Source organism: Pseudomonas sp. W2Jun17 (assembly GCF_023127795.1).
GTDB classification, from domain to species: Bacteria; Pseudomonadota; Gammaproteobacteria; order Pseudomonadales; family Pseudomonadaceae; genus Aquipseudomonas; species Aquipseudomonas synxantha_A.
Genome location: NZ_SPKO01000029.1, coordinates 110,269 through 129,616, shown reverse-complemented (window position 1 = coordinate 129,616; position 19,348 = coordinate 110,269). Strand labels below are relative to the sequence as shown.

Here is a 19,348-nt window from a genome sequence, read left to right as displayed (position 1 = left end):
AGATCATTTCCCTCAGATACGCCGCTCAACGTTTTGCCAGTAATGGGCACGCAGATCTTTTTTCAGTACTTTGCCGACCGGGCTGCGTGGCAATGCATCAATGAAATCCACGGTTTTCGGCGACTTGACCGAACCGAGCCGGGTCTTGCACAGCTCGATCAACTCCTCAGCAGTGACGGTATGCCCGGCGCTCAACTCGACCACGGCCTTCACGCCCTCGCCCCATTGCTCATCTGGCACACCGATGACGGCGCAGTCCTGCACCGCCGGATGACTCCACAGCACTTGCTCGACTTCACTGGGATAAACGTTAAATCCGCCGGAGATGATCATGTCTTTCTTGCGGTCGGTAATGTGCAGGTAGCCGTGCACATCGAAATGGCCGATGTCGCCGGTGTGCAGCCAGCCATCGACGATGGTTTCTGCGGTTTTCTGCGGATCCTTGTAGTAGCCCTTCATCACCAGATCGCCGCGCACACAGATTTCTCCGGTTTGGCCCTGGCCGAGAATGTCTCCGGCGTCGCTGAGAATTTCCACCCGAACCAGCGGATTAGGACGGCCTACCGATGACAAACGCTCGTCCGTTGCAAGACGTCCACCGTGCAAATGTTCGGCGGGCGGCAGGTTGGAAATCGAGGCCGGCGCTTCCGTCTGACCGTAACCGCCGGCCATTACCGGGCCAAAGGTCTCGATGGCTTGCTTGAGCTTGTCCACCGACATCGGTGCCGCGCCGTACAGGAAATACTTCAACGAGCTGAAATCGACCTTCTGCGCCAGATCCGGAACATCCAGCAGTCGATAGATAACCGTCGGCGGTAGAAAGGTCTCGGTGACCTTGTATTTCGGAATCATTGCCAGCATCAGTGCAGGATCCGGCTTAGTAATGATCACCACGGTGCCTCCGCGCGAGGTGCACGGCAGGGACAGCGTGCCGGCGGTATGCGTCATCGGCGCCGCCGCCAGGTTGACCGGCGGATGCTCATCGGCATATGGGAAATTGATCATAAAGTGCGCGCAGAACGTTTGGATGCTGCGATGAGTGTTCATCACCCCTTTCGGCAGCCCCGTGGTGCCGCCGGTTGGCGAGAGCGCCACGACATCATCGAGTTGATACTCGACCTTCGGTGCCGTGGCCGGCTGATCCGCGATCCAGGACTTTAGCGACGGCGCCCCGGGCAAGTGCTCGTCAATGCAGATCCACAACCGGATTTTCGGCAGGCTCGAACGCAACGCGTCGACGATCGGCGCGAACTCTCGTTGAAAAAACAGCACCTCGCAGTCGAAGGCATCGAGCACGTGACGGTTCTCTTCGGCGCTGTTGCGTGCGCCGATGGGAATCCAGCACAGGTTGGCGCGCCAGAGCCCCAGGGTGCAGGTCCAGGCCACCGCATCGTTGGCCGACCAGACTGCGCCCTTGGTGCCGCCGGGCAGGTCGGCGGCTAACAGCGCGTTGGCGATCCGGCTAGACAGGTTGCGGACTTCGGTGAAGGTGAACACCCGATCGTCCTGGATGTACGCCGCGCCGTGCGGATTGATCCGCCAGCCACGGTCGAAGAAATCAATAATCGCCATGTTATTCACTTCACAGTTGAGTAACGGTTGCGCGGGCCAGGCCACGCTGCTCGAGGAAGCCCAGCAGATAGCGATGACCGAAGGCTTTCGAGGCCGAGGCGAAACCGGTTCTGGCGGTGTCGTTATTCAACAGTTTGACCACGGCTGCGGCGTGCAAGGCCCCGGTGGCGATGTAAGGCGTGATGCCATGCACGGTGGCACGCACGGCCGTCAGTTGACCACGACCGATTGCGAAGTCAACGGTGCGTTGCAGAGTGCTGCGTTCACGCGGTGGCATGCTCGGGGTGGTCGATTGCACGAGGCTCTGGATCACCGCGTCCTGCTGTTCTTTGGGCAGGTGCTTGTATTCGGCTTCCCACTTCTCACCCAGGCCGTGGACCATTTTCATCACCGGGTTGTCGTAGAAGCCGACACAGGACATGCAACTGCGTACCCGGCCATCCTCTTCGTAAAATACCGGTAGTGAAGTGCCGCCCCAAGGCAGGCAGAACACAGCTTCCAGCAGATCAGGACAAACCACGTTGAAGCTTGTGTTCGGCGCATAAGGCACCAGTTCCTTCTCCCACAGGTAGGCGCCGGGGTAACGGACGCCCTCGAAAATGGTCGCCGTTGAACCGACAGTCACCCCAGCGGCACCGGTGCGTGGGCCGCGGGTCAGTGTCGCGGTTTCCAGCGAATCGACGCCCGGTGTTTCCAGGGCCAATTCGGCGGCGATCTCGGCGTAGGTGTACATGTACGCCAGCGATGGCGACAGCAGCAGCCCGGCCTGGCGATACAGCTCGCCGAACTGATCACGCAAGGCTCGAATGTGCGCCTGCTCTCCGGCTGGATCCAGATAATGGCAGCCAGCTCTCAAGGCCGCTTCTACGGCAGTCAGGCCAAAATTGATGAACGGGCCGACCGTGTTGCACACCACGCGCGCACCTTTGAAAACCGAGACCAGCGCGTCGACCTCGTGGGCGCATTCAATGATTTCGTAAGTGGCCGACTCCAGGCCGACGACGCGTTGTGCCATCATTTCCTGAGCACGGGCGGCGTTGCGAGCGACGGCGGTGAACGGGATGTGCTGGTCGATCAACCAGTCCATGATCAGCATGCCGGTGTAACCACTGGCGCCATAGACAACGACAGGATATTTGGCCATCGGGATTTACCTCATTTGTTATTGTTGGATGAGTGATGTCGGGTGAATGCAGAATCAGTTGTTAGCCCAGCCTTCGGCGTACAGCTGCTGGGCGAGCAGCCCCAGGCGCATGGTCAGGACCCGGTTTTCGCCGTCCTCGATCAATGACGACTGGGTGTCACGCAAGAGTTTTTCGATCGGGTATTCACGGGTGGTGCCATTGCCACCGAACAGGCGGAAAGCTTCCTGCACAACGGCCATCGCCTCTTCGGTCACCGTGACTTTGGCGGAGGCGGTGGCGTACGGATGGGTTTGCGGCGACAGGCGCGCGAAGCTCAGCGAACGTCGGGCGACCGCACGGGCCGTTTCGACCCGACGCAACATGTCACCCAGGCGCAGACGGGTCATCTGGTGGTCGATCAATGGGTGCCCGCCCTGGCGGCGCTCATGGCAGTACTGCAGGGCCATTTCGAAGGCGGCTCGTGCGACACCGGTAAACACCTGGCCCATGTGGGTGCCAGCGAACGACCAGGAAGAACTGACGGCGCCGTAGTAGTTGTCGCGCTCGGCGATAGCAAAGCGCCGAGGCACTCGTACGCTGTCGAAGTAGATTTCGCCTTGAGGCAAGGATCGCTGCCCGATTTTGTCCAGCGGCTTGCCTTTGGACACGCCCTTCAGATCAAGCGGAATAATCAGCGCAATCCCGTGCGGCCGGCCGTTCTCATCGTAAAAACCGTCACCGTAATCGGCGCAGATCAAGCCCAGTGCCACCTGGGCAATGACGCCGTTGGAGACCCACGCCGAGCTTTGGCCGTTGAGGATGACTTCATCGCCAACCACCTTGGCGGTCAGGTTGCCGATATTGCCGGGCTTGCCCGCTGGCCAGTCCCGCGTCATGTCGAAGATCTGGTTGTCGCTGCCACGGTCGGGTTGGGTGGCCATCCAGCAGCCGATCCGGCCCTGGCAGAGTTCGACCAGCTCGGCATTGCCGGCGGCAACGGCCATTTGCAGAGGGAAACCGGCGCAGCCCAAAGAGATCGCCAGCCCGGCGTCGCCCCAGCCGAGTTCTTCACCGATCAGCGATTCGATTCGCACCGCCATGTCCGGCGGCAACTGTGCCAACAGCGCCGGGTCGAGGCCGAGCTTGGCGAACTCGGCAAACAGCGAGTAGTAAGGCGAGCCAGGGGCAACCACCTCTTCGGCGGTCATGCGGTCCAGTTCGCGACCCAATGGTCGCAACACTTCTTTGGCGAAGCGGTGCACGGAGGCCTGAATCGCAGCCTCCTCTTCCGTCAGCGGGGTTTCGAAACCGGTGAGTCCAGCGGCTGGCAGGGTGAGTGTCGACTTGAGCGAGATCATCAAAGTACCTCCATCGAGAGTGGCAGCCGCTGCGCTTGCAGCGTGCTGCGTCTTGTTATTTGCCATCGACTCTAACAAGCAAAATTAATTAACGAAACATTCGTTATGTTTATTATTTTGCACCTATAGAAACTCATTCAGGCATGGAAATTCGGCCGGAAATCAGCAGTTTGTTTGAGAAAAATCGCGCTGAACTGCCAGGAAACCGGCATGGCGCCCGCCTCCCGACATCCTCGCGGGTATCAGCGCTGAGAAACGACGCCTCTACGGGAAAAGACGATCGGCGAGCCATCCCCGTTCAGCAGTGTCGCCGTGAGCGAAACCCCGTCGCCGCTGGGTTGTTCATGGAAACTTTGGCCACCGTCGTCGCTGCGCACGATCAAACCGTCCAGACCTACGGCGATGACTGTTTGCCCGGAAACATCAATGGCAGTGACCGAGCTCTTGCTTTGCAGCGACACGCGCTGCCAACGTGCGCCGTCGGCGGAGCCGTGCAGCAACGTGCCGCGTTGCCCGCCCACCAGCAGCGAGCCGTCGCCCAGCACCGCCCCCGTCCACAGCGTGCCGCTGTAACCGGTATCCACATAGCGCCAGTGCTTGCCCTGATCGTCTGAGCGCAATAACTGGCCGCGTTCGGCGGTGGCGTACAAGCACCCTTCCCCATCGGCAAACAGCCCCATTAGGTTTAGGTCGGCCCGCTTCGAACCCGGCGGAGCTTCGAGTCGCTGCTCGGTCCAGTGCTTGCCGCCGTCATCGGTGGTCAGCACCAGCGACCACAGCCCCACCGCCACCCCTTGCTGCGGATTGAAAAAGTGCACGGCAAACAGTGGCCGATCTTCTGCACTGGAAAGGCGCTGCACCTGCCAGGTATCGCCGCCGTCAATAGTGGCCAGAATCGCCCCCCAGTGACCAACGGCCCAACCCTGACGGGCATCGACGAAGGACACCCCCGTCAGAGGGGTGGCCAACGGCACGGATGTCGCTTGACGGAAATGCCCACCGTGATCATCCGACAACAGCACCACGCCGTGATCGCCGACGGCAACGGTTCGCTCCCCGGCCCGGGCAACGCTCAACAGCGTCGCGGCATTGGCGCTGGCCGTTTGTGTAGCCGGTACAGCCGACAAGGACGAAGCCTGCAATAACGCCGGCAACATCAGAACCAGTAAAGGCATCAGGTTTCGCATGGCTGTCTCCTCAATGCACCAGTGAGCCGATCAGGCGCACTGGGCGCCGCCGCGGGAATGTCCGCTCCAGCCATACTGCGAAGGCTGGGAGAACGGTCATCGCCATGATCATGTTGACCAGAAACATGAAGGCCAACAGCTTGCCCATGTCTGCCTGAAACTTCAGATCGGAAAACGCCCAGGTGGCGACGCCCGCCGCCAGGGTGATAGCAGTAAAAATCGTAGCGACGCCGACCTCCAGCAACGCGTGCTCGACGGCTTTGGTAATCGGCTGTCCGAGGGCCTGGTGCAGCTGCAGACGGTTGTAGATGTAGAACGCGTAATCGACGCCGATGCCGACCGCCAGCACCATGACCGGCAAGGTGGCGATGGTCAGGCCGATCTGCAGCTCCTTCATGAACCAGTAGCCGATGAAGGTCCCCAGAGTCAGCGGCAGGCAGCAGACCAGCACGGCGCGCCAATCGCGGTAGACGACAAACACCAGCAGCGCGATAGCGCCGTAGACGTAAAGCATCATCGGCAACTCGCTGCGTTCCACTTCTTCGTTGATCGCCGCGATCACGCCGGCGTTACCGGACGCCAGACGTACACTCACCCCGGGCTGAGTGAATTGGCTGCGCAAAGCCTTGGCCGCGGTGATCACCCGGTGAATGGTGGTTGCCTTGTGATCGGCGAGAAACAAATGCACCGCGGTCATACTGCAATCAGGCCGCATCATGCCGGGCACGCGAGCCACCTCGGCGGCCATCGACGAGTAGTTGGTCGGGTCGATGGGCACCGCGTTCATTTTCGGGTTGCCCTCGTTATAGCCCTCGTTGAACTGGCGCAGGCTGTTGGAAAACGAGGTCACCGAGACCACACCAGGCACACCTTGCATGGCCCAGACAAAACGGTCCTGATATTGGCCGAGAGCGACGTTCTCGCAGTCGTTCGCACCGCCATCGACCCTGACCTCGAAGACCACACTGAGCCAGTCCAGACCAATGTCGTAATTGCTGGCGATCGACAGCGCATCCCGATTGAAGCGCGCATCCTCGCGCAGTTCCGGGGCTCCGGCCTGTAAAGAACCGACGACTCGATCATGGCTTTGCCACGCCGCCGTGACAAAGATCAGCACGGCCATACCCAGCACCCAGCGCACGTTGTGCCATTCGCTCAAACGGGCGAGACCGTGCAACCATCGGGCACGGCGCTGGCGAGAAACTTCCTCGGCTGCGGCGTAACCGTCCTGCACCCTGAGCATCGAGGCCAGCACGGGCAGCATCACCAGATTGGTGACGATCTTGAACGCCACCCCGAGTGAAGCGGTGATTGCCAGTTCCCGCACCATGGGTATCGGGATCAACAGCAACGTCACGAACGATACGAATGCGGTGACCAACGCCAGTGTGCCGGGAATCAGCAACCCACTGAAACTGGCACGCGCCGCGCCCTCCACCGACTTGCCGCAGGCGATCTCGCGAATGATGAAGTTGATCTGCTGCACGCCATGGGATACCCCTATGGCAAACACCAGAAACGGTACCAGCACCGCCAACGGATCGAGGCCATAGCCGAGCAGACGCAAAGCGCCGAACTGCCAGATCAGCGAAACCAGCGAGCAACCCACCGCCAGCAAGGTGAAACGCAGCGAATGGCAGTACCAGAACACCGCAGCCGCTGTTAGCAACAAGGCCAGCAGACAGAACTCGAAAACCGCCGAAGCGCCCACGGCAATGTCCCCGATCTGCTTGGCGAAGCCGATGATCTGGATCTCGAAATCCATGTCCTCGAACTGACCGCGAATCTGCTGCTCCAGGACCTGGTTGTAAGCCACATAGTCCAGGCGCTGGCCGTTAGTATCGAACTCGTTGAGGTCGACCGTGATCATCGCGCTGCTTTGGTCGCGAGCCACCAGCGTTCCGATAAAACCACCCTGCGCCGTCGAGTTGGCGATCATGGCTATGCTCGTATCATCGAGACTTTCCGGCGTTACCGTCCCTGGTACCAGCGGGTCGGCACGAAAGCCCTCTTCGGTGATTTCATTGACGAACGCGTTGGGCGTCCACAACGAACGCACACTGCTGCGCGACACGTTGGGCAGAAAGATCAGCGCCTGGGTGACGTCATACAGACGCTTGAGCCCTGCCTGGCTCCAGATCGTCCCTTGGCGAGCCTTGACCACCACCGTCAACCGATTCGCGCCGAGCAAGTCATTGCGATAGGTCTCAAAGGTCTCGATGTATTCATGGCCGATGGGCAACTGCTTTTCAAACCCGGCTTCCATGCGCAACTGCACGGCAAACCAAGCCATGCCCAAGGTGAACAGCGCCAGGCTCGCCAACGTCAGCATGCGGTGCGAGAACAGCCATTGTTCGATGCGCGGTAACACGCCGCGCGAAGTGCTTTGCTCAAGGTTCAGGGAACTGTTCACGGCGCGCCTCACAGGGTTCGGGAAACCACAAGGCCAACGTAATCGCGATCACGCAGCAGTTGATCGTAAGGGGTCTTGCCGCCCATGAACTTTGCGTAGTTGGCCGAGATCTGCCAGCTCGCCGGATTGCGCACGAAATTGAGGTACAGGTTCATGCTGCTGGCGTCTTCGGTGAAGGTGGCCGACAGGTTCGGGGTGCGTCCGTTGATCGAGCGCGAGTAGAACACTCCCGGCGTGACCTGCCAGCCAGGAATGAGCGTGTTGTCATAGGTCAGGCTCAAATCGAGGCTGACGCCAGAGGAGGTTTTGTTACCCTTGGCGCTCGGCGCGATGGCCGGGTCCAGTTGCCAGGTATTAAGGCCGGCGGCGATGGGTTCTCCGGCGTAGTCGTTATGCAGGCCCGGGTATTTCACGACCACCAGTTCGCTCAACAAGGTTCCGGTGCTGGCACCGGTGAATTCAAGCAAGGTCGGCGAGTTGGACGGCGTCATGCTGTAGATGCCGGTCAGGTGCCATTGCAGTTTCTTTGCGTCTTTCCAGCATTTGCCACCGTTGGCGGCGCAGGCGTCGATGACCGGGTTGAGCGGTACCGCATCCTTGGGACGATAGGACAACTCGGTGCCCAGTGCCCAGTCGCCGACCGGCATATTGGCGCTGATGCCGTACATCATGCGGTCTTCCGGATATTCCCAGGTCGGCGCCGCGGCGAAGGTTTGCGGATCCACCTGCACGCTCAGTGACGGCAGTTTGTCGTGATAACGCATCACGTACAGGCCCAGGTTGAGATCGGTGTTGTCAGGCTGCCAGCGCAGCGACACGCCCCATTGGCCGCTGTTGCGCGCCTCTTTTTCATCGTACCCGTAGGTACCCCTGCCCTCGCCCAGCGCATGGGTGGTGGACCAATAGCTGCCCACTGGCGGCAACTCACTTTTGTTCCAATTGAACTGCCAATACGCCTCGATATTCACCCCGGCACCAAGCCCCGACGCCAGGCTCAACATCGGGGCCGGCAGCAAGGCTTCCTTGAGCTGGGTACCGGGACGCGACAATGCCATGACATCGTAAGCGTTGGTGTTGTTGATGCCGCCAGCAGCGAACAGACTCTCGCCCCAGTTGATCACCTGATTACCCAGGCGAGCGCGAACACGTTGGTCACCGACATCGAAACTCTTGCTCACCCACAGATCCAGCAGACGCGCCTTGAACTCCAGATCGTCTCGGGCGCCACTGGTGAGGCCGTCGCTACCGACACCTTCAGGCCGGTTAGCCGATAGCGCACCGCTGGTGTCGGTCGCGGCAAAGTCGCGAATCCAGCTACCGCGCGCCATGAACGTGTAGTCTTCGGGAAACTTCAGCACCAGTTCATGGATGCCTTTTATGTAATTGGTGAACAGGTCGCCCCGGTCGTAGTTCAAGTCGCCCTGGTCACCAACACCGGCGCTGGGCGCCAGACAGCCGCTGGGTGGATTGTGCCCGCCGGGGCCGCTGGTGATAAGGTTGCAGCCGCGCGACTCGGTGCGCAGCCCCATGCCCACGGCGAGGGTGGAGTCGAATGAGCCGCGAATGTTTTCGGTTTCAAAGGTGAACGCAATGGCAAACGGGGTTGCACACGCGATGACAAGACCTGAGGTTCTACTGACTATTTTTTTCATGTCTGTTCCCGAAAGCCGCTATCAGCGTTCGCTGGTGGCGCGCAGGTTGTCGGAGGTGTAGAAGTCGCGTTTCAGGCGCGGATTGCTCGCCCCGTCGGTCAGCCAGCGATGGTCGTTCTTGCCGGTGCCAATGGAGGTCATGTCGTACAGGTAGCGACCGTCAACCAGGTTGTATTGCGCCTGGGCTTCCATGTCGCAGGTGCCGGTCTCGTACACCGGGATCGTGTAACCCTCGCGGACCTTCCAGATTTGCCCCTGCTTGTCGTAGTCCACCGCCATCAGCGCGTTCCAGCTGTCTTCGTCGATGTAGAACAGACGCTTCGGCGCCTGATGGCGCATGCCTTGGCGGACGGTCGCCTCGACCACCCACACGCGGTGCAGCTCATAGCGACGTGATTCGGGAGCGATGAAGTCGCGCTTGGCCACCTCCTCGATCTTCGCCGAGTTGTCGTAGGCCCCGAACGAGTTGTAGGGCACAAGCATTTCCTGCTTGCCCAGCAGCTTCCAGTCGAAGCGGTCCATGGGACCGAAGAACACGTTGGATTCATCGATGGTGTATTGATTGTCCAGACCGATTTGCGGTGCATCGTAGGAATACGCCGGCATGCGCCGCACGCGGCGCTGGCCCGGGAAGTAATAGAACGTGGTGGCTTGCTCGCCCGCCTTGGTCGTGACCACCCCGGCTTGTCCGGCCAGTGCGGCGGGGTCGGTGTAGCTGAAGTAAGTGGCGACTTCCAGACGATCGAATGACGAGAACAGCGCGCTGCCCTTCACGCCCCATGGTGTGTACATGAACCAGTCGCTGGAGGTTCGCAGCCAATCTTCACTGCCCTTGCGTGGCGAAATTCCGGAAACGGTTTTCGACATATCGAAGCCAACGCCGCGATAGCGCATTTTCATGTTCCACATCACCTCGGCGCCCGAGACTGGAAATGGAAACGGAATGCCCGGCACGTAGGCTTCCTGCAACGCTAGGCCGTCGCCGTCGAGCTTGGCGAAACCAACGTTCTTCTTGGTGTTGTCCGCGACGAAATCCGGCACGCCGCAACTGCGCCGCGTCGGGTACACGTCCATGCGGTAGCCCGGAATCTTCTTGAACATTTCCACCTGCCCAGGTGAAAGCTTGCTGGCGTACTTCGCGACATTGCCCGAGTCGATACTGAACAGCGGTTTGTCATCCTTGAATTTCCATTGCTGGCCGCGCACCTGGCCGTGGCTCCAACTGCCACCTTGAGGACCGGGCGCTGTCCAGGCGGGAATCACCCCGTCGGCGCTGGCGGCGGCCTCGCCTCCCAGCGGCGTCAGTTTGCTGCCGAGCAATGCAGGATCCTTGTCTGCCGCCTGTGCCGTACAGAAAAACGCTGAGGCGGCGACGGCTGCGACTAGGTGCCGGATTACGACGCCGGTAGAAAAATTGTTATGGGGGCGCTCAATCACTGTGTTCATGGGAGGGATCCTCGTGGGCCTTGATCAGCAACGGGGTCGTCTTTACGGTGGCAACCCGTTGCCTGCGCTAACCTAATCAACTGACTTGATCAAATGACCAAGTCGAGTAATCAAAGCAAGCCCGGTGCCAAGATCCACAGAGCGGGAATTAGTCGTTTCTTATCAATCGATTGCGCGATCGCGGGGTATACAGCGCGATAAAACTGCCGGAGGATGTTTCCGTTTGTTTCGCCGAAACGCACCCATTCGGGAAATAACGAAACAGTTGTTACCATTATTGGTGCAGCCGTTGCACACCCCCTTTCCATTCATGACGCGTGGCGATTTGTTGCTGTAGGATCCGCAAGCGTCGACATCGCCCTTGTCGTTATGGGGCGCCAGGAATAAAGGAGAATGCTGAACTATGGCCAGAATGGGCGCTGAATTACGCCGGCAGGATTTCGTCGAAGCAACGATCAGAGTGATCGCCGAGCATGGCGTAGCCAATGCCACGACCCGCCGTATTGCGGCGCAAGCCGGCTGTCCGTTGGCTTCGTTGCATTACGTGTTCCATACCAAGAACGACCTGTTTTATGCGGTCTACGAATCGCTGTTCAGCCTGCCACCGCAAGCGCTGGAACAGGTACCGGCCGGGGCCACTGCTGCGGCGACGGCAGCCGAAGTTCTGCGGCAGTTGATCATCTGGTTCATCGGTCATCCGGATGCGGCCAGGGCGCAGACCGAGTTGTTCTTCTGGGCAATGCGCAATGACCCGCAAATGGCCAGCAAGATTTACTCGGTGGCCATTGAAGCCACCGAGCAGGCGCTGCAGCGTGCCATGGGAACTGAGTTGAGCGAAGCGTTTTTAAAGGCGACCAGCCGCTTGCTGATCCAACTGGTAGACGGGCTGACCATTGCCTGGTCGGCCCACGGTGATCTGGATCGATTGCGAGCCGAAACCGAGACTGCTTGCACTGCGCTGGCCTTGTTGGTGGCCAGTCACTGAGTCGATCCTTGCCCAGACGCCGCATGGGGATCAGATCGCGACAGGCTTTTTACAGTTCATGACATTCGAACGGTGCGCAACGCCGATCCCGTGATGAACAAAAACTGTCTCAGATGAAGTCATTTGCTCTATTTCGGTGGTTTTCGTTGCAGTAATGAGCTTTTCCTGCACAATTCGGCGGATTGAAATTCGATTCGAGACCGACTGATGACCCTGACTCCTCAAGACGAACGACTCATCAAGGCGCTGGCCTTGGCCATCGTTGATCGCCCTCGGGCGACACTCAAGGAACTGGCTGAAGCGGCTGGCGTCAGCAAGGCTACGCTGCATCGCTTTTGCGGCACCCGTGACAACCTGGTGCAGATGATGGAAAGCCACGGTGAGACGGTGCTGAACCAGATCACCACCACCACCGACCTGTTGCACGGCGAGCCGGTACAGGCGTTGCGCAGTTTGATCAACGAGCATCTCGCGCATCGGGAAATGCTGGTTTTCCTGCTCTTTCAGTACCGCCCCGACACGTTTGCGGTCAATGGTGAGGGCGACCGCTGGCAGACTTATGCTGACGCTCTGGATGCTTTTTTTCTGCGTGGCCAGCAACTGGGCGCGTTTCGCATCGATGTCACCGCCGCGGTTTTCACGGAGCTGTTCCTGACCATGATTTTCGGCATGGTTGATGCCGAGCGCCGTGGGCGCGCGGCCAGTGCCAACTCGGCCAATGTGCTGGAACAGATGTTCCTGCATGGCGCGGCCGGCGCAGCGAGTGTGTTGTAAGCCTTACTCGATTTCCTAAAAAAAAGCCCCGAGACCTTTCGGTCTACGGGGCAAAGGCGGTTGGATGCGCCAACCAAAGGAGCTCTTGTCAGGCGTTATCTAACGGTTGTCGGCGTGGACCAACCTCCGCCCAGCGAACGAAACAGATCGACCAGAGCAATCTGGCGTTGCGTGCTGACCTCGATAAACGTTGTTTCGTTGACGAAACTGGTGCGCTGCGCATCGAGATAACGCAGGTGGCTGTCGACACCGCCTTCATATCGGGCCTTGGCCAGACTCAGGGTTTCAGTGCTGGTATTGGCCAGTGCGCGGCGCGCGGCCTCCTCCCGGCGCAAGGTGTCGGTGGCAGCCAATGCATCGGCGACCTCGCGGAACGCCGTCTGAATCGTGCCTTCGTAGGCCGCCACAGCTGAATCCTTGCGGGCTTCGGCCAGGCTCAGCCCGGCACTGTTGCGACCAGCATCGAACAACGGCAGCGAGAGGTTCGGTACGAAACTCCAGGAGCGCGAACCGCCGTCGAACAGACCGGACATCTGCGCGCTGGAAGTACCAAAGCTGCCGGTCAGGCTGATACGCGGAAAGAACGCCGCCCGTGCCGCGCCGATATCGGCATTGCGCGCTTGCAGTCGATGCTCGGCCGCAAGAATATCCGGCCGGCGCTCGATCAGCGTCGACGTGGTGTCCGCAGCGATGTCTTGCACCAGCATCGGCTGCGTCGTCAGCCGCTCGGGAATCACCTTGCCCGCGTCCTTTGTGCCCAGCAGCAAAACCAGCGCGTTGAACGCCTGCTGCTTCTCGCGCAGATTGCGTTCCTGTTCGGCCCGCGCCTGTTCCACCAGCCCCAGAGCTTCCTGATAATCCAGCGCAGTCGCCGTGCCGCTGGAGCGGCGCTGACTGATCAGCGCGAACGAGTATTCGCGGCTGCTCAGGGTTTGTTGGGTCAACTCCAGCCGACGCTGGGCGCCGTCGTGAACCAGATAGGCCTGGCTGACTTCAGCGATCAGCGCGATCTGCGCGGCGCGGGCTGCTTCTTCGGTGGCCAGGTATTCCTGCAGCGCAGAGTCACTGAGGCTCTTTACCCGGCCAAACAGATCCAGCTCGTATTCGGGCAGCGACAGACCGACCTGATACTGGCTGGTCACCCCTGCCCGGCCGTCACTGGCCAGGTCCGACGGCAAGCGCTGGCGATTGCCGGACGCGCTTGCATTCAGCCCCGGAACCCGATCGGCCCGCTGAATGCGGTACTGCGCCCGGGCCTGCTCGATGTCCAAAAGGGTCTGGCGCAACGAGCGGTTGTTATCCAGCGCAACACCCACCAGACGGCGCAGGTCGGGATCGACGATGAACGACTGCCACGCCAACTGGTTGATCGGAGCGCCCTGTTTCAACGACTCGCCCGCCCAGTTGTCCGCAATCGGTGCGACGGGCCGCTCATAGGTCGGCGCCAACGAGCAACCTGCCAACAACATGGCGATCACCAGCGTAGAAAATCCTGAAATACGCATGTGTCACTCCTGAGCCAAAGCGGGTTGTTCAATGGGAGCCGGTTTACTGCGCAACATCGACAGCACCCAGACAAAACAGATCGGTACAAACAACACACCCAGCAGTGTCGCGCTGAGCATGCCGCCGATCACACCGGTACCGATTGCCCGCTGACTTGCAGCCCCTGCCCCGGTCGCCAGTGCTAGCGGCACCACGCCGAGGATGAAGGCCATGGAGGTCATCACGATTGGCCGGAAGCGCAGCCGTGCGGCCTCGATCGCGGCGTCGCGCAGGCTGTAACCTTTCTCCCAGAGTTCCTTGGCGAACTCGACGATCAGAATCGCGTTCTTCGCCGCCAGACCGATGATGGTGATCAAACCGACCTTGAAGTACACGTCGTTAGGCATGCCGGCGACCATCACCGCGAGTACCGCACCGATGGCGCCGATTGGCACAATCAGCATCACGGTCAACGGAATCGCCCAGCTCTCGTACAGCGCCACCAGCAGCAGGAACACCACCAGAATGGCCAGCGCAAACAGTTGCGTGGCCTGACCGCTGGAGACCTTCTCCTGGTAGGACAAACCGGTCCACTCGTAGCTGAAACCGGCCGGCAACTGCGCGGCGATACGCTCCATTTCCGCCATGGCTTCACCGGTGCTGTAGCCCGGCCCGGCATCACCGACGATGCGCACCGACGGATAACCGTTGTAGCGCACTACCTGCACCGGACCTTCCTCCCAATGCGTGGTGACGAAGGCACTGAGCGGCACCAGATCGCCTGCGGTGTTGTGTACGTACAGTTTGAGCACGCTCTCCGGAGTCATTCGGTCGCCCTGCTCGGCCTGCACCACCACGCGCTGCTGGCGGCCGGCGTTGGTGAAGTCGTTGATCACCTCCGAACCGAAAGCAGCAGACAACGCACTGCTGATCGATTCAAAACTCACCCCCAGGGTGCGCGCCTTGTCACGGTCGATCACCACGCGCAGTTGAGGCGACTCCGCCAAGCCTTCCATCATCGCGTAGAGGATTTTCGGGTTGCCGTTGGCCTGACCAAGCACCTGATCACGAGCAGCGAGCAACGCTTCCCGGCCCAGGCCGGCACGATCCTGCAGGCGTAGGGCGAAACCACCGGAGTTGCCCAGACCGTCAATCGGCGGCGGTGGCACGGCCATCACCGCACCGTCGTTGGCCACGGCAAATTGCTCGTTCAGCGCATTGACTTCTGCCATGGCCGATTGATCTTCGCCACGCTCCGACCAGTCCTTGAACACCGGGAATGCCAGCGCTGCGTTATCGCCCATCCCGGAGAAGCTGAAGCCGGACACCAGGAACGTCGACTGAACCGCGTCACGGGTAGCCAGGTAACGCTCCAGTTGTTCGCCAGTCGATTCGGTACGGGTACGGGTCGCGCCCGGCGGCAGCTGGACGTCGACGATCATGTAGCCCTGGTCCTCCACCGGCACAAACGATTCCGGCAGGCGCAGGTAGAAGTAACCGAGCATGGCGATAATGCCCAGGTACACCAACATCATCCGGCCGGAACGCGCCACCAGCCCATTGTTAAGGACTGAATAGCGATCGGTGAGCTTGGCAAAGCCACGGTTGAAGGCGCCGAAGAAGCCGCGCTTTTCATGGTGCCCTTGTGGAATCGGCTTGAGCAGCGTGGCGCATAGCGCCGGGGTGAACGTCAGCGCGAGGAACCCGGAGAACAGAATCGACACCGCCAGCGATACCGAGAATTGCTGGTAGATCACACCGACCGAGCCGGACATGAATGCCAGCGGCATGAACACCGCCGACAGCACCAGGGTGATACCGATGATCGCGCCCGATACCTGCCCCATCGCTTTCACCGTGGCGTCGACCGGCGACAAGCCCTCCTCGGCCATGATCCGTTCGACGTTCTCCACCACGACAATGGCGTCGTCCACCAGAATGCCGATGGCGAGCACCATGCCGAACATGGTCATCATGTTCACCGAGAAGCCCAGCACGTACATCATCAGCAGCGTGCCCAGCAGACACACCGGTACCACGATCGACGGAATCAAGGTGTAGCGGATGTTCTGGAGGAACAGGAACATCACTAGGAAGACCAGGACCATCGCTTCGATCAGGGTATGAATCACCTTCTCGATCGCGACATCAACGAAACGCGAGGTGTCGTAAGGAACGGAATATTCCACATCATCCGGGAAGTAGGCCGACAGTTCGGCCAGGCGCTGCTTGACCGCAGTTGCGGTCTGGATCGCGTTGGCGCCCGGCGACAACTGGATCGCCGCTGCCACGGCGGGTCTGCCATTCAGGCGCGAGTTGAAGTTGTAACTTTCCTGACCGATTTCCACACGGGCGACGTCGCCCAGTTTGACCGTCGAACCGTCCTCGTTGGCACGCAGGACAATACGAGAGAATTCTTCCGGATTATCCAGCGTACCTTTCACCGCCAGGGTGGCGGTCAGTTCCTGCTGGCTGCTGGTCGGCGTACTGCCGAAGCTGCCAGCCGGCACTTGCACGTTCTGGCCACGGATGGCCGCGCTGACGTCGTCGATGGATAGCCCGTAGCCCACCAGTTTCTGCGGGTCGAGCCAGACGCGCATCGCCGCTTCAGAGGAGAAGAACTGCAGCTTGCCGACGCCCGGAACCCGGCGTAGCTCGTTGTTGATATTGCGCGCGGCGTAGTCGCCCAGTGCGGTGGTGTCACTGTGCTGGGTGCCTTCCTTATAGTTCAGCGCATAGATCAGCAGGAAACCAGCACTGGTCTGCTCCACCTCCAGACCTTGGGTCAGCACGGCTTGCGGCATCCGCGCTTCGGCTTTTTTCAGGCGGTTTTGCACGTCAACCTGAGCGAGCTGCGGATCAGTGCCCGGCTGGAACGTCACCGCAATCTCGGCGATACCGTTGGAGTTGTTGGTCGACTCGAAATACAGCAGGTTCTTCGCACCGTTGAGCGACTCTTCGATCACGCTGGTGACCGAGTCCACCAGCACCTTCGCAGAGGCACCGGGATAGGTCGCCGTCACCTTGATCTGCGGCGGCGCGACGTTGGGGTACTGCGCTACCGGCAGCATCGGAATGACCAGCAGACCGGCCAGAGAAATGAACAGCGCTACCACCCAGGCGAAGTTCGGGCGTTTGATAAAAAACAGAGACATCGGAATATCCTCGCGGCGACGGCGCCCTTACTGGTGCGACTCAGGCGACTGAGCCTGGGCTTGGGGCTGGGCGGGTACGACCATGGCACCTGGTTGCAGGCCGCTCAGTCCGCTGACAATCACCTGATCGCCAGCCTTCAGGCCTTCACTGATCTGCCAGCGCGAACCTTGCATGGAACCGGTCACCACATTGCGCGCTTCGGCGCGGCCGTCGGCGCCGACCACCATGACCTGCGCGCCGCCATCGCTGCCGCGCTGCACCGAGCGCTGGGGCACGAGAATGGCCTGCTTGTCGGTGCCTTGAGGCGTGCGCACGCGCACGAACATGCCCGGCAGCAACACGCCGTCGCTGTTGGCGAACTTGCCGCGTAATGACACCTGCCCGGTGCCGCGATCAACGGCGATATCGGTAAACATCAGTGCGCCCTGACGCTCAAAAGCGGTGCCGTCGACACGAATCGACAACGTTTTACTGTCATCAGCGGAGAGTTTTCCGCCCTTGAGCGATTCGCGCAGGCGCAGCGCGTCGGCGGCAGATTGAGTGAAATCGACATAGACCGGATCAAGTTGCTGAATCCGCGCCATCAACGTCGCGTCACCCTGACCGACCAACGCACCTTCGGTTACCAGTGCACGGCCGACACGACCGGAAATCGGTGCAGTCACCGAAGCATAACCAAGGTTCAAGCGCGCGCTTTGCAGATCGGCCTGAGCCGAGCGCGTGGCCGCCTGGGCGCTGCGCAGGTCGGCCATGGCACTGTCGAAGTCTTGCTGGCTGACCGCCTCGACCTTCACCAACGGTTCATAGCGCTTGACCCGCGCCTGTGCCTCAAGTGCAACGGCCTGGGTGCGGGCCAATTCACCCTCTGCTCGCGACAAGGCCGCCTTTAGCGGCGCCGGGTCGATCTGGAACAGCAGGTCCCCGGCTTTGACATCCGCGCCCTCTTCAAAACGCTTTTGCATCACGATGCCTGGCACGCGCGCGCGCACCTCGGCGACTCGCATGGGCTCTACCCTGCCCGGCAAATCCGAAGTCAGAGCTAGAGGCTCCGTCTTTACTGCCAGCACCTCTACAGGACGCACCACTTCGGCCACGTCCGCTTGTTCATTCGACGGCCCACACCCGGCCAGCGCAATGGCCGCTGCCAGCGAGCCTGCCATCCCTATCGCACGCAAATTTCCCATCTCTCACCCAAGGCTTGATTGAACTTGGTGCGGATGCTACTTTGCAAACTCTAATGAGTCAACATTGTCTCATATGAGAATATTGTGATCCCTGTATAAACATCGCTAAAGGCGTGGTGATGACACCCAATTCCCATGATGAACAAATGCTCAAGTCGCTGACTATGGCGGTTGTCAATCGCCCCCGGGCGACAATGAAAGAGCTGGCGCAACTGGCGGGCATGAGCAAAGCGACCCTGCACCGCTACTGTGGGACACGGGAAAATCTAGGGCAGAGACTGGAGGAGTACGCCGAAAGTACGCTCAATCTGATTATCCGCAGCGCCGGTTTGCAGCATCTGCAGCCCTTGGACGCGCTGCGTCGATTGATCCGCGAGCACTTGGCTCATCGCGAATTGCTTGCCTTTCTTATGGCGCAATACCGCCCAGACTTCCTCGACTTCGAACGGGGTGACACACGCTGGCAGTTTTACCTGGCGGCGCTAGACGAGTTCTTCCTCAGAGGTCAGCAAAGAGGACTGTTTCGCATCGACATTAGCGCAGCGATTTTTACCGAGCTGTTCATCACCCTGGTCTACGGCTTGGTGGATGCCGAACAGCGCGGGCGTGCAGCCAACGCCGAGTCGGCCCGAACGCTGGAGCAAATGTTCCTGCACGGAGCACTCTCTAGTGGCGAGTTTCGCGAGCACGCCTCTGTTCAGGAGAACGCTTCAGTCCTCAGAAATGCGTGAAGGCATCGCTGATGCTGGCAACCGGCGGGTGATTGGCATGATGAACAACATTGTGGTCAGCGGGCCGTGGCTGAACATACAGCGCACCCGAAATCAGTGCGATCACCAGCAAAGCGAACAGAAACCGACGCATCGTATCCCTCCATCGTCCAGCCTTGGGCCGAACGCAGGTCTTTTGTTATTGGTCGTTCGAGTGTGGTCTCGGGACAAGGGTGAAAGCTTTGCATATCGCGCCAGAGATTTTGCATATCGTGCCAATACTTTTCAGGCCAAAGGCTGTA

At 60.2% G+C, this 19,348-nt stretch carries 14 protein-coding genes; 3 read left to right on the top strand and 11 right to left on the bottom strand.

The annotated features are described in order from the left end of the window. Nucleotides 1–12: 12 nt before the first annotated feature. The 7 genes from E4O98_RS17660 to E4O98_RS17630 all read right to left on the bottom strand — a co-directional run bounded on the left by E4O98_RS17660 (nt 13) and on the right by E4O98_RS17630 (nt 10,752). Nucleotides 13–1,572: an AMP-binding protein gene (locus E4O98_RS17660; protein ID WP_054896437.1), complete on the bottom strand. Its 1,560-nt coding sequence runs from the start codon at nt 1,570–1,572 to the stop codon at nt 13–15. Nucleotides 1,573–1,582: 10 nt separating this feature from the next. Continuing rightward, nucleotides 1,583–2,716: a DUF5938 domain-containing protein gene (locus tag E4O98_RS17655; RefSeq protein ID WP_248135799.1), complete on the bottom strand. Its 1,134-nt coding sequence runs from the start codon at nt 2,714–2,716 to the stop codon at nt 1,583–1,585. A 54-nt stretch (nt 2,717–2,770) separates the two neighbouring features. Then, the gene (locus E4O98_RS17650; RefSeq protein WP_223018306.1) at nt 2,771–4,054 is read right to left on the bottom strand and encodes an acyl-CoA dehydrogenase family protein; all 1,284 of its coding nucleotides are present in this window, start codon (nt 4,052–4,054) and stop codon (nt 2,771–2,773) included. Nucleotides 4,055–4,296: 242 nt separating this feature from the next. Continuing rightward, nucleotides 4,297–5,241, bottom strand: a complete 945-nt coding sequence (locus E4O98_RS17645; RefSeq protein WP_248135798.1) for a YCF48-related protein — start codon at nt 5,239–5,241, stop codon at nt 4,297–4,299. A 10-nt stretch (nt 5,242–5,251) separates the two neighbouring features. Continuing rightward, entirely contained in the window at nt 5,252–7,654 is a 2,403-nt protein-coding gene (locus E4O98_RS17640; protein ID WP_248135797.1) for an efflux RND transporter permease subunit, read from the bottom strand. Nucleotides 7,655–7,662: 8 nt separating this feature from the next. After that, a complete protein-coding gene (locus tag E4O98_RS17635) occupies nt 7,663–9,306 on the bottom strand; it encodes a DUF1302 domain-containing protein (protein ID WP_248135796.1) in 1,644 nt (547 codons plus the stop codon). A gap of 21 nt (nt 9,307–9,327) precedes the next feature. Beyond that, entirely contained in the window at nt 9,328–10,752 is a 1,425-nt protein-coding gene (locus tag E4O98_RS17630; protein ID WP_248135795.1) for a DUF1329 domain-containing protein, read from the bottom strand. Nucleotides 10,753–11,155: 403 nt separating this feature from the next. Here E4O98_RS17630 and E4O98_RS17625 point away from each other — a divergent pair, with 403 nt between their 5' ends. Both E4O98_RS17625 and E4O98_RS17620 read left to right on the top strand, forming a co-directional pair. Beyond that, nucleotides 11,156–11,737, top strand: a complete 582-nt coding sequence (locus E4O98_RS17625) for a TetR/AcrR family transcriptional regulator (RefSeq protein WP_248135794.1) — start codon at nt 11,156–11,158, stop codon at nt 11,735–11,737. Nucleotides 11,738–11,944: 207 nt separating this feature from the next. After that, nucleotides 11,945–12,511, top strand: coding sequence for a transcriptional regulator (locus E4O98_RS17620; protein ID WP_223018302.1), 567 nt, complete (start codon nt 11,945–11,947; stop codon nt 12,509–12,511). 95 nt (nt 12,512–12,606) lie between these two features. On the opposite strand, the gene E4O98_RS17615 is transcribed toward E4O98_RS17620, so the two are convergent. From E4O98_RS17615 to E4O98_RS17605, 3 genes are read right to left on the bottom strand one after another with little or no spacing between them, the layout of a single operon-like run. Beyond that, the gene (locus tag E4O98_RS17615) at nt 12,607–14,016 is read right to left on the bottom strand and encodes an efflux transporter outer membrane subunit (protein WP_248135793.1); all 1,410 of its coding nucleotides are present in this window, start codon (nt 14,014–14,016) and stop codon (nt 12,607–12,609) included. 3 nt (nt 14,017–14,019) lie between these two features. Continuing rightward, complete coding sequence (locus tag E4O98_RS17610; protein WP_223018300.1) at nt 14,020–17,151, bottom strand: efflux RND transporter permease subunit; 3,132 nt, start codon at nt 17,149–17,151, stop codon at nt 14,020–14,022. Nucleotides 17,152–17,178: 27 nt separating this feature from the next. After that, complete coding sequence (locus E4O98_RS17605; protein ID WP_223018299.1) at nt 17,179–18,336, bottom strand: MexC family multidrug efflux RND transporter periplasmic adaptor subunit; 1,158 nt, start codon at nt 18,334–18,336, stop codon at nt 17,179–17,181. Between the two features lie 119 nt (nt 18,337–18,455). On the opposite strand from E4O98_RS17605, the gene E4O98_RS17600 reads away from it, so the two are divergent. After that, entirely contained in the window at nt 18,456–19,067 is a 612-nt protein-coding gene (locus tag E4O98_RS17600; RefSeq protein ID WP_223018298.1) for a helix-turn-helix domain-containing protein, read from the top strand. Here E4O98_RS17600 and E4O98_RS17595 read toward each other — a convergent pair. Then, nucleotides 19,054–19,200 carry a hypothetical protein gene (locus E4O98_RS17595; protein ID WP_198715775.1) on the bottom strand — a complete coding sequence of 49 codons (147 nt, stop codon included), beginning with the start codon at nt 19,198–19,200 and terminating at the stop codon, nt 19,054–19,056. The two genes, E4O98_RS17600 and E4O98_RS17595, sit on opposite strands and share 14 nt — an antisense overlap. Nucleotides 19,201–19,348: the final 148 nt, after the last annotated feature.

Excerpts from the sequence above, each read along its gene's own strand:
- E4O98_RS17625 (WP_248135794.1), top strand. The coding sequence starts at position 11,156 with ATGGCCAGAATGGGCGCTGAATTACGCCGGCAGGATTTCGTCGAAGCA.
- E4O98_RS17645 (WP_248135798.1), bottom strand. The coding sequence starts at position 5,241 with ATGCGAAACCTGATGCCTTTACTGGTTCTGATGTTGCCGGCGTTATTG.
- E4O98_RS17660 (WP_054896437.1), bottom strand. The coding sequence starts at position 1,572 with ATGGCGATTATTGATTTCTTCGACCGTGGCTGGCGGATCAATCCGCAC.
- E4O98_RS17595 (WP_198715775.1), bottom strand. The coding sequence starts at position 19,200 with ATGCGTCGGTTTCTGTTCGCTTTGCTGGTGATCGCACTGATTTCGGGT.
- E4O98_RS17605 (WP_223018299.1), bottom strand. The coding sequence starts at position 18,336 with ATGGGAAATTTGCGTGCGATAGGGATGGCAGGCTCGCTGGCAGCGGCC.
- E4O98_RS17600 (WP_223018298.1), top strand. The coding sequence starts at position 18,456 with ATGACACCCAATTCCCATGATGAACAAATGCTCAAGTCGCTGACTATG.
- E4O98_RS17635 (WP_248135796.1), bottom strand. The coding sequence starts at position 9,306 with ATGAAAAAAATAGTCAGTAGAACCTCAGGTCTTGTCATCGCGTGTGCA.
- E4O98_RS17630 (WP_248135795.1), bottom strand. The coding sequence starts at position 10,752 with ATGAACACAGTGATTGAGCGCCCCCATAACAATTTTTCTACCGGCGTC.
- E4O98_RS17655 (WP_248135799.1), bottom strand. The coding sequence starts at position 2,716 with ATGGCCAAATATCCTGTCGTTGTCTATGGCGCCAGTGGTTACACCGGC.
- E4O98_RS17620 (WP_223018302.1), top strand. The coding sequence starts at position 11,945 with ATGACCCTGACTCCTCAAGACGAACGACTCATCAAGGCGCTGGCCTTG.
- E4O98_RS17610 (WP_223018300.1), bottom strand. The coding sequence starts at position 17,151 with ATGTCTCTGTTTTTTATCAAACGCCCGAACTTCGCCTGGGTGGTAGCG.
- E4O98_RS17650 (WP_223018306.1), bottom strand. The coding sequence starts at position 4,054 with ATGATCTCGCTCAAGTCGACACTCACCCTGCCAGCCGCTGGACTCACC.
- E4O98_RS17615 (WP_248135793.1), bottom strand. The coding sequence starts at position 14,016 with ATGCGTATTTCAGGATTTTCTACGCTGGTGATCGCCATGTTGTTGGCA.